Below are 13,544 nucleotides of genomic sequence, written 5' to 3' on the forward strand. Positions count from 1 at the left end.
CGCTCTCCTTGCAGCGAAGGAAACCCCTGGGTGAGGAGTTTCCTGCGGGTTGGACGGCTCCCACAGTGCCACAGGAGGCATTGATAGCGGAAATAGCTAGACTGGGTCGTGTTGATCGGAGGTGGTTATCAGTGGAGGCGGATATAGGCACCGGACAGGCGAAGGTCGTCCCGGCGCGCCCCCGGCAGCCGAGCCTGGCGCAGCTGCGGGCCTTCGTGGCGGTCGCCGAGCATCTGCACTTCCGCGATGCGGCGACGGCCATCGGCATGAGCCAGCCGGCGCTCTCGGGGGCCGTGTCGGCGCTGGAGGAGTCCCTGGGGATTCAGCTTCTCGAGCGTACGACGAGAAAGGTGCTGCTCAGTCCCGCGGGTGAGCGGCTGGCGGCGCGGGCGCGCACGGTGCTCGACGCGGTGGGCGCGTTCCTGGAGGAGGCGGACGCGGCGCGGGCGCCCTTCACGGGGGTGCTGCGGCTCGGGGTGATCCCGACGGTGGCGCCGTACCTGCTGCCGACGGTGCTGCGGCTGGTGCACGACTGCTACCCGGACCTCGATCTCCAGGTGCACGAGGAGCAGACGGCGTCCCTGCTGGACGGGCTGACGCAGGGCCGGTTGGACCTGCTGCTGCTCGCGGTGCCGCTGGGAGCACCGGGCGTCACCGAACTCCCCCTCTTCGACGAGGACTTCGTGCTCGTCATGCCGAACGACCACTGGCTGGCCGGGCGCGAGGACATTCCGCGCAGTGCCCTGCGCGAGCTGGACCTGCTGCTCCTGGACGAGGGGCACTGCCTGCGCGACCAGGCGCTCGACGTGTGCCGGGAGGCGGGCCGGACGGAGGGTGCGTTGGCGACGACCAGCGCCGCCGGGCTGTCGACGCTGGTGCAACTGGTGGGCGGGGGCCTCGGGGTGACGCTCCTGCCGCGCACGGCGCTCCGCGTGGAGACGGGCCGCAGCGACCAGCTGGCGACGGGCTGCTTCGCCGATCCGGCACCGTCGCGCCGGGTCGCTCTCGCCATGAGGGCCGGCGCGGCGCGGCAGGCGGAGTTCGAGGAGTTCGCAGATGCGCTGCGGGGTGCGCTCGCGGCGTTGCCGGTGCGGATCGTGGGGTGACCGTGTCATCGCGGCTCCGCCGCTCGTCCTCAAGCGCCGGACGGGCTGAATTCAGCCCGTCCGGCGCTTGAGGACCGTCACTCCGACCGCAACCCGTCCCCCCGCATCAGCCGCCACATCGGCACCAGCCCCAGCACCGTGATCGCCATGATCACCGCCGCCCCCGTCCCGGCCACCGGGACGAAGCTCCACCAGTCCCGGACCCCCTTGCGGAGCAGGTGCAGCATGGCCCAGCCGAGGCCGAGGCCGCCGCCCACCGCAAGGATCATGCCCAGGACGACCGGCACGATCGTCTGCCACAGCACCGACCAGCCCAGGGTCGAGCGCCGTGTGCCGAACGCGACGAGCACCGACAACAGTCGTTTGCGTTCGCGCAGTTGCTCGGCCGTCGTGACGGCCATACCGGCCCCGATCAGGGCGAGCGTCGCCACCGCACCGATCAGCAGGCCCTTCTCGATCGTCGCGTAGTTGTTGTCCTTCACCACGCCGCCCAGGCGCCACACCCGCATCGACGGGTCGATGTGGGCCGCCGTGTTGCGGAACTGCTCGATCGCGTCCAGGTCGCCCTTCGTCACCTGCGCCACGAACGTCGTCGTCGCATCCGGGATCTTCGTGACGTCGATGGCCGACGGTGTGGCCAGGATGCCGAAGGGGTGGTCGCCGGACGGGTCCGGCCGCGTCGTCACCACGCGGGCCGAGGCGGGGACCATCCAGTCGTAGCCGCGCTTCTTCTGCCCGGCGGGGGCGCTGTACTCCTTCATCGTCAGCCGGGTGCCGGGCGCGAAGCGGTGCTCCGTGTCGACATCGCCGCCCGGTTCCTGGGCCACGAAGACGTCGCCGTCGCGGCAGGAGTCGATGTGTGCCATGCGCTGCAGCGTGGCGCAGTCCCCGATGTGGATCGAGGTGACGGCGGCATCGTCGCCCGGCTTGTCGGCGTAGCGCTCCACGTAACCGGTCACCGCCTCCACGCCCTTGGTGGCGCGGAACCTCTCGGTCCAGGCGCTGGTCTCCTCGGCGGTGCCGGGGCGGTACGAGGCCCGTACCTGGAAGTGACCGGGGTCGTGGCCGTCGGACGTCGTGTAGTCGCTCTGCACCCCGGCGAAGAGCATCTGCACCGCGATCGCACCGGCCACGGCGACCGTGATGCCGCTGACCGCCCGCGCCGCCGGGCCGCTGTCGAACTGAAGCCGCCGGGCGGCCAGTTGCCAGGGGAGCGGCCCGCGCCGGAAGCGGGACACACAGATCTCCACGACCCAGGGCAGCAGCGCCACCAGGCCGACGAGCAGCAGTGCCGTACCGGCGCCGATCTGGTACGTGTCGAGCGGCACCGAGTGCGCCGCGTAGCCCGAGGCCTTGCGGAACAGCGGCAGCAGCAGGGCGATGCCCACCGCGGGGATCAGCAGCCGCCACCACAGCCGGCGGCGCCGGGTGACCGCGTTGCGTACGACGCCCAGCGGCTCGATGGCGATGCGACGCAGCGTGAACAGCGTGACGACGACGGCGCACACCGGCACGGCCAGGGCGATCAGCGCCGCGATCCAGGGCTCGGGGACGATGTCGGAGGGGAAGACACTGTTGTCCCGGATCGTGACATACGTCGCGAACTCCCGCAGGAGCAAGAAGAGTCCGGCACCGGCGGACAGACCGAACAGCGAACCGCACAGCGCCTCGCCCGCCGCGACCCGCCGGGTCATATGGGCGTCGGCGCCCACGAGCCGCAGCGCGGCGAGCCGTTGGTCGCGCTGATCGCCGCCGAAGCGCACGGCGGTCGTGATGAAGACGGCGATCGGCATCAGCAGGACGACGCACACGATGATGACGAGCAGGAAGAGCTCGGGCGTGAGCGGGACGTCCGGCTCCTCGTAGCCGTAGCCGTCGACGCGGATGGTCCCGTGGCCGGGCGCCAGTTTGTCGCTGCCGGCGTAGTAGAAGAGCTCGTTGGGGCCGATGAGACCCGAGGGGGCGATGGTGCCCACGGTCCGGTAGCCCTCGAACCGCTCGCGCAGCAGCTTCCCGTTGTCCGAGTGCAGCAGGTCGTCGAGCGCGGGGGAGACGACCATCTCGCCGGGCCGGGGCATGGCCCCGACCCCCGGCGGCGCCGGGGCGGAGGGACCGTCGGCCTGCAGCAGGGCGCCGTTGACGGGCTTGTCGTGGTAGTCGGTGTTCGCGGTCTTGTACAGGAACGTGCCGCTGCCGGGCTTCTGTTCGTGCGCGAGCCGCTTGTCGAAGAACACCGAGGGGCTGTCGACCGCGCGTGCGGCGCCGCGCTGGTGGCGCTCGGACATCATGTGCGGCACGGAGGCCGCGATCATCAGCAGGGCCACGCCGAGCCCCACGCCGACCGCGGTCAGCGCGGTGCGCAGCCACGCCTCGCGGCCGCCGGTGACGGCGAACCGGATGCCCATGGCCAGGTCGCGGGCCCAGACGGCCACGCCGGTCGGTCCGGCGGTGATCCTGGTGCGCTCAGGCGGCGTCATACATCCCTGCCATGTCGCGGGCGATGCCGTCGCGGACGACGACCTCACGGTCGGAGTACGCGGCCACGCGTGCCTCGTGGGTGACGAGGACGACGGCGGCGCGGGTCTCGCGGGCGGAGTCGGTGAGCAGCTGCATGACGCGCTCGCCGTTGAGGGAGTCGAGCGCGCCGGTGGGCTCGTCGGCGAAGACGACGCGGGGCTCGCCGACCAGCGCGCGGGCGACCGCGACGCGCTGCCCCTGGCCGCCGGAGACCTGGCCGGGGCGGTGGTGGCGCACGTCGGCGACCTCCAGACGCTCCAGCCAGCGCAGGGCACGGGCCTCGGCGTCCTTGCGCTTGTGGCCGGTCAGGCGCAGCGGCAGGGCGGCGTTCTCCAGGCAGGTCAGCTCGGGGACGAGCTGGCCGAACTGGAAGACGAAGCCGAAGTCGCGGCGGCGCAGGGCGCTGCGCTCGGCGTCGGACATGGCGGCCAGGTCGCGGCCGTCGTAGTGGACGGTGCCCGCGTCGGGGCGCACGATGCCGGCCAGGCAGTGCAGGAGGGTGGACTTGCCGGAGCCGGAGGGGCCCATGACGGCGACGACCTCGCCGGCGTGGATGGACAAGTCCGCGCCGTCCAGGGCGGTGGTGGGTCCGTAGGCCTTGCGCAGGCCGGCGGCGGATATCAGGGAGCCGTCGGGGGTCATGCGCGCACCGCCTTCGCGAGCTGGTCCAGACGGGCGGCGGTCAGCTCCAGCCAGCGCAGGTCGGCTTCGAGGTGGAAGAGCGCGTGGTCGCAGATGAGCTGGTCGGCCAGGTCGCCGTCGCGCTTGCGCTGGGTGAGGTCGCGCATCAGCCGCAGGTGCTCCGAGCGCTGGGCGTCCAGCAGGTCGCCGGCGTCGCGGCCGGTGAGCAGGGCGAGGACGACCTTGGTGTAGAGCGTCGACTGGAGATAGGGCTCGGGCTTCTCCGGCTGCGCCAGCCACTGGGCCACGTCGGTGATGCCGGCGTCGGTGATCGCGTAGCGCTTGCGGTCGGGCCCGCCGCCGTGCTCGATGCCGTCGACCTCGACGAGACCGTTCTTCAGCAGCCGGGACATGGTCGCGTAGACCTGCCCGTAGTGCAGCGGCCGGTCGTGGCCGAAGTGCTCGTCGAAGGTCCGCTTGAGGTCGTAACCGTGCCGCGGACCGGATTCCAGGAGGGCGAGGAGGGTGTGACCTATGGACATGGGGAACACAGTACATGGTGTGTATACACGGTATGTATAGCCGGGTTCCGCGCCCTGTAAGGGGCACCCGACCGACTACCCCTCCTTGGGTGGCCGCCCCGGCCTCCGCACCGGCCCCACATCCCGAGGGAGGCGCCCCGCCTCCGAAAGCGCCTTGCGCAGCAAGAACTCGATCTGCGCATTGGCGCTGCGCAACTCCTCCCCGGCCCAGCGCGCCAGCGCATCGTGCACCGCCGGATCGAGCCGCAGCAGCACCTGCTTGCGCTGCCGCGGCTTCCCGGATCCGGCGGCTGCCGAGTCGTCCGTCACTGGTAGAGCGTCCCGGTGTTGAGAACGGGCTGGGCGGCCCGGTCACCGCACAGCACCACCATCAGATTGCTGACCATGGCCGCCTTCCGCTCCTCGTCCAGCTCGACGATGCCCTGCTCGCCGATCCGGAGCAGAGCCTGCTCGACCATGCCCACGGCGCCGTCCACGATCTTCTGGCGGGCGGCGACGATCGCGCCCGCCTGCTGGCGCTGGAGCATCGCCGAGGCGATCTCGGGGGCGTAGGCGAGGTGTGTGAAGCGGGACTCGACGATGTGGACGCCGGCGGTCTCGACGCGGGCGTGCAGCTCGATCGCGAGCTTCTCGGTGATCTCCTCGGCGTTGCCGCGCAGCGAGAGCGCGTCCTCCTCGTGTGCGTCATAGGGGTACTCGATGGCGATGTGCCGCACGGCGGCCTCGGTCTGGACGGCCACGAACTCCTGGAAGTCGTCCACCGCGAACATGGCCTGCGCGGTGTCCTCGACCTGCCAGACGACGACCGCGGCCAGCTCGATCGGGTTGCCGTAGGCGTCGTTCACCTTCAGGACGGCCGTCTCGTGGTTGCGCACCCGGGTGGAGAGCTTCGAGCGGCTGGTGAACGGGTTCACCCAGCGCAGGCCCTCGGTGCGGATGGTGCCCCGGTAGCGGCCGAAGAGCTGGACGACGCGGGCCTCGCCCGGGGCGACGGTGTTCAGCCCGCACATCGCGATGATCGAGGCCAGGCCGACGAGAATGCCGCAGGCGATGAACGCGGCCGCGGCCCCCTTGTTCCCGTCGGCGCCGAGGCCTGCGCCGACGACGACGCCGCCCACGCCGAGCAGCAGCCCGACGAGCCCCAGCAGCAGCGCGAGACCGCCCCCTATGTCCCTGGCCGGGACCTCCTTGATCTCTGTCTTCGCCATGGCGTCCGGCATGGACGTACCCCCGCTCCGTCGGCGTGCGGTGGTCCGCCGCACGCTCTCCCGATGTCTAGCAAACTGCTATCACATTAAAGCCCTGTACGGTTTGCCGCTAGTGCACCGCTCCGGGTTCCCGCCACCCGGGGTGCTATATGTCACGTCTGCCAAAGCCATGACGGATGGGCGTTTGGTGGCAGATGCGGTGTTAGCTTCATGAGCTGGGTTGGGGGCGGACGGACTGGAGCGACGGGAGAGATGGGCCGAGCGGACGCGCGACGCGCGCAGAAGAAGGGCAGTCGCCCCGGCAGGGGTGGCGGGAAGCCCAGGAAGACGGGCATACGCCGCTTCTTCACCTGGAAGATGCTGCTCGCCTACGCCGGAGGGCTCATAGCCCTCGGAGTGGGCTCCTTCGTGGCGCTCTACCTCTATGTGGACGTGCCCGGTAACGGCAATGCGGCGGCCAAGCTGCAGAGCAACATCTACAAGTCGAGCGACGGCAAGACGATCGCACGGATCGGCGAGGTCAACCGCGAGGAAGTCCCGCTCTCGAAGATCCCCAAGAACATCCAGCACGCCGTCGTCGCCGCCGAGAACAAGAACTTCTACACCGACCCCGGAGTCGACATCCAGGGCACGGCGCGCGGCATCATCAACACGCTGATGGGCCGCGGCAAGCAGGGTGGTTCGACGATCACCCAGCAGTACGTCAAGAACTACTACCTGGACCAGCGCCAGACCGTCACCCGCAAGGTGAAGGAGATGTTCATCTCCCTCAAGGTCCAGGACAAGTTCAACAAGGACCAGATCCTCGAGGGCTACCTCAACACCAGCTACTACGGCCGCGGCGCCTACGGCATCCAGGCCGCCTCCCGTGCGTACTACAACAAGGACGTCGACAAGCTGAACCTGCAGGAGGGCGCGTACCTCGCCGCCCTGCTCCAGGCGCCGAGCCAGTACGACTGGTCGGTGGCCACCGACGCCGGCAAGCGCAACGCGACGGCACGCTGGAACTACGTGCTCGACAAGATGGTCGAGCAGAAGTGGCTCAGCCCCGCGGACCGGGCCAAGATGCAGTTCGAGAAGCCCGGCAACCCCAAGCCCTCCGAGGGCCTCAAGGGCCAGAACGGCTACCTCATCGAGGCGGCCAAGCAGGAGATCATCCGCGACCTGGTCAAGGAAGGCCGCAGCCAGAAGGACGCCGAACAGGACTTCGCCGCGGGCGGCTGGACGGTCACGCTCAGCATCGACCCGAAGAAGCAGCAGGCGCTGGAGAAGGCGGTCAAGGACAAGCTCCTGGACGACCTGGACCCGAAGGCGCGTGAGGTCGACGGTCATGTGCAGGTCGGCTCGGTGTCCGTGGACCGCAAGACGGGCAAGATCGTTGCCCTGTACGGCGGTCAGGACTATCTGAAGCACTACACCAGCAACGCCACGCGCCGGGACTTCCAGCCCGCCTCCACCTTCAAGCCGCTGATCCTCACCTCGGCCCTGGAGCACGGGTCGACGACCCAGGACGGCAAGAAGATCACGCCGGCCACGATCTACGACGGCACCAACAAGCGGCCGGTCGTGGGCCCGGGCGGCGATGGCTACGCGCCGGAGAACGAGGACCAGTACACGAACCCCGCAGTCTCCGTCCAGGAGGCGATGAACAAGTCGGTCAACACCGTCTTCGCGCAGATGGCCGTCGACGTCGGCCTGGACAAGGTCAAGAAGACCGCCGTCGACATGGGCATGAAGGGCGACGGTGTCGGCTTCGACGCCAACCCGTCCATGGCGCTGGGCTCCATGGGCGCGAGCCCGATGGACATGGCGGGCGTCTACGCGACGCTCGACAACCACGGAATGAAGGTCACGCCGAGCATCATCAAGTCGGCGTCCCGCGGCGGCCAGGACTTCAAGCTCCCCGAGGCGGCGAGCAAGGAGCGGGTCATCGACCGCAACACCGCCGACGGCGTGACCTCTGTGCTGAAGGGCGTGGTCAACGACGGTACGGCGCACGTCGTGGCCAGTTCGCAGTACGACGTGGCGGGCAAGACCGGTACCTCCGACGACAACAAGTCGGCCTGGTTCACGGGCTACACGCCCGACCTGATCACCTCGGTGGGTCTGTTCGGTGAGGCGGACGGCGGCAAGCAGGTCACCCTTCAGGGGACGGGTGGCGGTAGCCGTGTGAACGGTAGTGGATACCCCGCCTATATCTGGGGCGCGTACAACTCCACCGTGTTCGACGACGACTCCGACGCCAAGTTCGACCTGGAGACCGACGAGCCGTCCGCCCCGGTCGCGCCCCCGGCCCCGTCCGTGGCACCGAGCCCGTCCGTGGGCCCGTCCCGCGCCCCGTCGACGAAGCCGTCGCCGAGCGGCCAGGTCCCGTCCCCCTCGCACTCCCAGTCGCAGGAGCCGGGCCCGAACCCCTCGCGCCACACCCCGCCCGTCCCGCCGTCCGTGCCGCCGTCCCCGGTGGGCCCGACGACACCGGCCGGCGGTGACACCGGCGACACGGGCAACAAGCCCAACCGGAACGGCTGAGGCGCCGCACGTACAACGGCGATGGCCGCCGCCCTCCCCTTCGGGAGGGCGGCGGCCATCGCCGTATGTTTTTCGGACAGGGCCGAGTCAGCGACCGTTTGCCTGACCGTCCTTGAGTGCTTTGTAGTAGTCACCGGAGTTGAGTTCCAGTTCGAACACCATGCCGTACTGCCTACGGATATCGGCAACTGTCGTGGACGCCGGTTCATGCACGACTCGCGATACCGGCGGATCATTGACGAGGCCTCCGTAGGGCTCCTCGACCAGGTGGTGGGAATCCCGGTCGCGCATCGTGTTCCAGGTCAGTGTCTGCCCTGAGTAGACCTCTTGCCCCGGATCCGCAGCACTCGAATCGTCCGTGCCCTGACCGCGATCCACGGTCAGCGGTCCGTCGAGGGCATCGTTCATGCGCTTGGAAGCGGCACCGTAATAGGCCGTGATGCTCATCGAGCATGCGACCTTGTAGTCGTTCGTTTCCTGTTGAAAGAACCACCTGGGCCCCGAACCCGGCGTGCACGTGTCGTGTACCACGATCAGGCCCGGAGAGAGGTGGTTGCGGTCGGCGTACGCCTGCGCCAAACGGCGAAGATGCCTCTCTGTCCGCTGGCGTGCCTGAGTCGCCTGACTGCCGTTCCCGAGCTTGCGTAACTCCTTCGGACCGACTGCACGGTCCGGGGATGTACAGGCGGAGAGAGTAACCAACGCAATGGCGAAGAGGGCACCAGATGTGACCTTGGCACTGCCGGAATGCCGTTGGCGCCGTTCACTCTGTCCTGTCCAGCACCTCGTCATGCCTGCAGTCCTCTTCATCCGTGGATACCCGGCTGTTGTTTCCCCGCCACTGTCGACCAAGCGGCCGGACAACGCATGAGTATCCGTACTCAGACAGCCCGGACTACCGAGCCCGGCGTGCAGCCAGAGCCTCCGTGTACAGCTCGGCGGTCACGTCCTGGTCAGTGAAGCCGAGTTCGCCGAGCACGGCCCGGACGTCAGTGAGGGCAGTGTCCAACTCGCCGTCCCTCGCAAGAGCCTCCACCTCGAGGAACGTCCCGTCGAGCTCCGGAACACGGACCAGGGTGGCAAGCACGCGGCGGCCGTGAGCCTCGAAGTCGTAGTTGTGGCAGTGCTTTTCGAAGGCGATTGCGGTGACGTACCCGAGGCCGCTGAGCGCGGCATGCACGGCTTCGGGATTGTCCACGCCCGTCTCGTACTCCGGCTTCGAACCCGACGCGTCATCGACGCGAGGTTCTTTGTACGTGAGGACCGAACGGGTCCCGTCGGCTCCCGTGATCGTGCGCAGGCGCAGTTCCCTGTCCTCGCGGGCAAGGGTCCCCTCCGGGGTGTCGTAATACGTGTCCCGGTAGGTCTCGGACCGGCCGGCGGCTCGCTGCTCAAGGAGACGTACAACGCCTTCCGGGTCCCGTACACGCACCTTGAGTTCCGCCTCGATCACCGGGTCCTCCACAATCAACTGCGGCCGTCACCCACCTCAGAGCGCCTGATCGGTACATCGGCCGAAAGCGGTTGGCCCCGGGGCACGCCCCGGGGCCAACCGCTCCGCCGTCGCTCAGCCCCCGTTGACCCGTGTGGCGATCCGGTCGCCCACTTCCTTGTCGATGTTGCGCCAGTACTGCAGGGCGCGTTCCAGGACGGGCGGCGTGACGCCGGCCTTGAGGTGGCCGGCCACGTTGGAGACGAGGCGTTCGCGGGCCGCCTCGTCCAGGACCTTGCGGACCATCGTGCCCGCCTGGCCCCAGTCGTCGTCCTCGCGGTGGAGTTTGTAGGCCTCGCGCACCATTTCGCCCGAGGCCTCCCAGCCCGCGATCTCGCCGAAGCGGGTGGTGTCGGCGGCCGGGCCGCCGTAGGAGTTGGGGGCGTACGGGCGGGCCGTGTTGGCCGGCTCGTAGCGCATCGGGCCGTCCTTCGCGTAGGAGTTGACGGCGGAATGCGGCCGGTTCGGCGGCAGCTGGGCGTAGTTGGGGCCGATCCGGTAGCGGTGCGTGTCCGGGTAGGAGAAGAGCCGGCCCAGCAGCATCTTGTCCGGTGAGGGGCCGATGCCGGGGACGAGGTTGGAGGGCTCGAAGGCGGCCTGCTCGATGTGGACGAAGAAGTCCTCGGGGTTGCGGTCCAGCGTCATCCGGCCGACCTCGATCAGGGGGTAGTCGCCGTGCGGCCACACCTTGGTGAGGTCGAAGGGGTTGAAGCGGTAGTCCGCGGCGTCGGCGAACGGCATGACCTGGACGTACATGGTCCAGGACGGGGCATTGCCGCTCTCGATGGCCTCGTGGAGGTCGCGGCGGTGCTTGTCGGCGTCGTGGCCCGCCAGTTCGTCGGCCTCCGACTGGGTGAGGAACTCGATGCCCTGGTCGGTCTTGATGTGGTACTTCACCCAGAACTTCTCGCCACCGCCGTTGACCCACATGAACGTGTGCGAGCTGTATCCGTTCATGTGGCGCCAGGTCTTCGGGATGCCGCGGTCGCCCATGAGCCAGGTGACCATGTGGGCGGACTCGGGTGACAGCGTCCAGAAGTCCCACTGCATGTCGTTGTTCCGCAGGCCCGTGCGCGGGTGACGCTTCTGCGAGCGGATGAAGTCCTGGAACTTCTGCGGGTCGCGGACGAAGAAGATCGGGGTGTTGTTGCCGACGAGGTCGTAATTGCCGTGCTGTGTGTAGAACTTGAGGGCGAAGCCGCGGGGGTCGCGCCAGGTGTCCGGGGAACCCTGCTCGCCGGCCACCGTGGAGAAGCGTGCGAGCATCTCCGTGCGCCGGCCGGGCTGGAAGAGGTCGGCCTTGGTGAACTGGCTGACGTCGTTGGTCACCTGGAAGGTGCCGTACGCGCCGCCGCCCTTGGCGTGCACCACCCGCTCGGGGACCCGTTCCCGGTTGAACTGGGCCATCTTCTCGATCAGATAGTGATCCTGGAGCAGGATGGGGCCGGTGTCGCCGATGGTGAGCGAGTGCTCGTCGCTCTCCACCGGGATGCCGACGTTGTTCGTGGTGTACGGAGTGCTCTGCGCCGAGTCGGTCATGGCTGGAAGACGCCTCCCGGAACGGAGATGGGCGAGGGCGTGGTGATGCCGCCCTCCATCCGAGCCAGTGAACCCCGCCGACAGGATGTCGGCAACAGGGGGCTGGACACTGTCCAGAATTTCACCCCGTATGAGGGAACGGAAGCCGAGCAGGTTTCAGTGCACGTGAGCCGGCAGCGCCAGCTCGAACCACACCACCTTGCCCGTGCTCAGCCGGGTCGCCCCCCACCGTCTGGCCAGCCTGTTCACCAGGTACAGCCCGCGCCCGCCCTCGTCCGAGGGCCGGGCCCGGCGCAGCCGCGGCAGCTGCGGCACGTCGTCGCCCACCTCGCAGCGGAGGACATCCGTCCGCAGCAGACGCAGCGTGATCGGGCGCTCCGCATACCGCACCGCATTGGTGATCACCTCGCTGACCAGCAACTCCACGCTGTCCGTCAGCTCCTCCAGGCCCCAGCGGGTGAGCGCCCTGCGGGCCAGCCGGCGGGCCTGGCGAGCCGTCTGCGGGCGCGGGTCGAGGAACCAGTACGCGACATCGCTCGGCGCGATGCCCTCGAAGCGGGCGGCGAGCAGGGCGATGTCGTCGTCCCGGTCGCCGGGGCCGAGCATGCCGAGCACCTCGTCGCACAGCGGTTCCAGGGGCGGCGGGTTGGGGCCGGTGAGCCGGGCGGTGTCGATGAGCCGCTCGCGGAGCTGCTCGATGCCGGTCCACACGTCCCGGATGCGGGACTCCACGAGGCCGTCGGTGTAGAGGAGGAGGGTCGCCCCGGCCGGGGCGTCCAGCTCCACGGCCTCGAAGTCCACCCCGCCCACGCCGATCGGCGCGCCCGGCGGGACGCGCAGGACCTCGGCGCGGCCGCCGCGGTGGAGCATGATCGGCGGCGGATGGCCGGCGTTGGCGATCACGATGCGGTGCGCGACCGGGTCGTACACCGCATAGAGGCAGGTGGCCATGCGGTCGCTGCCGAGGCGCTGCGCCTGCTCGTCGAGGTGGTGCAGCACCTCCTGCGGCGGCAGGTCCAGACCGGCCAGGGTCTGCGCGGTGGTGCGCAGCTGGCCCATGATCGCGGCGGAGGTCATGGAGTGGCCCATGACGTCGCCGACGACCAGGGCGACGCGGTTGCCGGGCAGCGGGATGGCGTCGTACCAGTCGCCGCCGACCCGGGCGGTCTCGGCGGCGGGGAGGTAGCGGCTGGCCAGCCGGACGCCGGTGGGCTGCGGGAGGGAGTCGGGCAGCATGGTGCGCTGCAGCTCGTCGGCGATGTAGACCTCGCGGCCGTAGAGCACGGCCTTGTCCACGCCGAGGGCGGTGTGGGTGGCCAGCTGGGCGGCGACGAGCAGGTCGTCGCTCTCGAACGGGGCCCGGTCGGCGCGGCGGACGAACACGGCCGCGCCGATCACCCTGCGCCGCCCGCGCAGCGGCGCGAGGATCGTGCGGTGCGCCTCCGGTACGTGCCGGTCCTCGCCGAGCAGTTCGGGCAGTGCCGCCCGGGCGGCCGGCGAGTCCCCGAAGACGGGTCTGACCCCGCGCAGCACTTCCGCGAGCGGCCCGCCTATCCGCACCTCGCAGCGCTCGGCCGCGGTCTCGGCGAGCGCCGGCCCCGGGTCGGGCCGTTCGCCCTGCGGGCCGCCGCCGCCCTCCTCGCCGTCAGCCCGCACATACTCCGGCAGCCGGTCGGTACGACGCAGCCGCAGCACGACGGGGCCCACGGGCCGCTCGTCGCCGACGGGCAGGGGGTCGCGCAGGTAGACGAGGATGGCGTCGGCGAAGGTGGGGACGGTGGCGCGGCAGAGTCCGAGGACGATCTCGTCGAGATCGATCCCGCGCGCGATCCGCCGCGTCGCGGCACCGACGAACCGGAGCCGCTCCCCGCTGGCGGGCGCCCCGTGCGGGGCGGGGTCGGTGCCGGATGCCCCGTGCGGGGCGGGTGCGGCGTCGGCGGGCGGTTGCGGCTCCGGGCCGGCGCCCGGTTCCCCGGCGGGCCCGGCCGCC

11 protein-coding genes are annotated in these 13,544 nt (G+C 69.9%); 2 read left to right on the plus strand and 9 right to left on the minus strand.

The features are described 5' to 3' along the window. Nucleotides 1-131: 131 nt before the first annotated feature. Nucleotides 132-1,106: a LysR substrate-binding domain-containing protein gene (locus HG542_RS10515; RefSeq protein ID WP_227727279.1), complete on the plus strand. Its 975-nt coding sequence runs from the start codon at nt 132-134 to the stop codon at nt 1,104-1,106. Between the two features lie 77 nt (nt 1,107-1,183). On the opposite strand, the gene HG542_RS10520 is transcribed toward HG542_RS10515, so the two are convergent. The 5 genes from HG542_RS10520 to HG542_RS10540 form a co-directional block, all read right to left on the minus strand. After that, nucleotides 1,184-3,583 carry an ABC transporter permease gene (locus HG542_RS10520; protein WP_171079929.1) on the minus strand — a complete coding sequence of 800 codons (2,400 nt, stop codon included), beginning with the start codon at nt 3,581-3,583 and terminating at the stop codon, nt 1,184-1,186. Further along, entirely contained in the window at nt 3,570-4,265 is a 696-nt protein-coding gene (locus tag HG542_RS10525) for an ABC transporter ATP-binding protein (RefSeq protein WP_171079931.1), read from the minus strand. The genes HG542_RS10520 and HG542_RS10525 overlap by 14 nt, the downstream gene beginning before the upstream one ends. Continuing rightward, nucleotides 4,262-4,786, minus strand: a complete 525-nt coding sequence (locus HG542_RS10530) for a PadR family transcriptional regulator (protein WP_171079933.1) — start codon at nt 4,784-4,786, stop codon at nt 4,262-4,264. The genes HG542_RS10525 and HG542_RS10530 overlap by 4 nt, the downstream gene beginning before the upstream one ends. Before the next feature lie 75 nt (nt 4,787-4,861). Then, nucleotides 4,862-5,095, minus strand: coding sequence for a type II toxin-antitoxin system antitoxin (locus tag HG542_RS10535; RefSeq protein ID WP_171079935.1), 234 nt, complete (start codon nt 5,093-5,095; stop codon nt 4,862-4,864). Next, nucleotides 5,092-5,994: an SPFH domain-containing protein gene (locus tag HG542_RS10540; RefSeq protein ID WP_306665297.1), complete on the minus strand. Its 903-nt coding sequence runs from the start codon at nt 5,992-5,994 to the stop codon at nt 5,092-5,094. The genes HG542_RS10535 and HG542_RS10540 overlap by 4 nt, the downstream gene beginning before the upstream one ends. A 252-nt stretch (nt 5,995-6,246) precedes the next feature. On the opposite strand from HG542_RS10540, the gene HG542_RS10545 reads away from it, so the two are divergent. Further along, the gene (locus tag HG542_RS10545; RefSeq protein WP_171079938.1) at nt 6,247-8,523 is read left to right on the plus strand and encodes a transglycosylase domain-containing protein; all 2,277 of its coding nucleotides are present in this window, start codon (nt 6,247-6,249) and stop codon (nt 8,521-8,523) included. An 87-nt stretch (nt 8,524-8,610) separates the two neighbouring features. Here HG542_RS10545 and HG542_RS10550 read toward each other — a convergent pair whose 3' ends face one another. From HG542_RS10550 to HG542_RS10565, 4 genes are all read right to left on the minus strand, one after another. Then, a complete protein-coding gene (locus HG542_RS10550) occupies nt 8,611-9,102 on the minus strand; it encodes a hypothetical protein (protein WP_171079940.1) in 492 nt (163 codons plus the stop codon). A gap of 316 nt (nt 9,103-9,418) precedes the next feature. Next, nucleotides 9,419-9,976 carry a class IV adenylate cyclase gene (cyaB, locus tag HG542_RS10555; RefSeq protein WP_171079942.1) on the minus strand — a complete coding sequence of 186 codons (558 nt, stop codon included), beginning with the start codon at nt 9,974-9,976 and terminating at the stop codon, nt 9,419-9,421. Nucleotides 9,977-10,090: 114 nt separating this feature from the next. Beyond that, nucleotides 10,091-11,554, minus strand: coding sequence for a catalase (locus HG542_RS10560; RefSeq protein ID WP_171079944.1), 1,464 nt, complete (start codon nt 11,552-11,554; stop codon nt 10,091-10,093). Nucleotides 11,555-11,710: 156 nt separating this feature from the next. Beyond that, nucleotides 11,711-13,544: ATP-binding SpoIIE family protein phosphatase (locus HG542_RS10565; RefSeq protein ID WP_255315872.1), on the minus strand; the 1,834-nt coding region annotated here is incomplete at its 5' end.

Source organism: Streptomyces morookaense, assembly GCF_013030945.1.
Classification (GTDB): Bacteria; Actinomycetota; Actinomycetes; order Streptomycetales; family Streptomycetaceae; genus Streptomyces; species Streptomyces morookaensis.

Bases quoted from the DNA above. Each gene is read 5' to 3' on its own strand.
- HG542_RS10520 (WP_171079929.1), bottom strand. From the start codon at position 3,583: ATGACGCCGCCTGAGCGCACCAGGATCACCGCCGGACCGACCGGCGTG.
- HG542_RS10525 (WP_171079931.1), bottom strand. From the start codon at position 4,265: ATGACCCCCGACGGCTCCCTGATATCCGCCGCCGGCCTGCGCAAGGCC.
- HG542_RS10530 (WP_171079933.1), bottom strand. From the start codon at position 4,786: ATGTCCATAGGTCACACCCTCCTCGCCCTCCTGGAATCCGGTCCGCGG.
- HG542_RS10540 (WP_306665297.1), bottom strand. From the start codon at position 5,994: ATGGCGAAGACAGAGATCAAGGAGGTCCCGGCCAGGGACATAGGGGGC.
- HG542_RS10545 (WP_171079938.1), top strand. From the start codon at position 6,247: ATGGGCCGAGCGGACGCGCGACGCGCGCAGAAGAAGGGCAGTCGCCCC.
- HG542_RS10560 (WP_171079944.1), bottom strand. From the start codon at position 11,554: ATGACCGACTCGGCGCAGAGCACTCCGTACACCACGAACAACGTCGGC.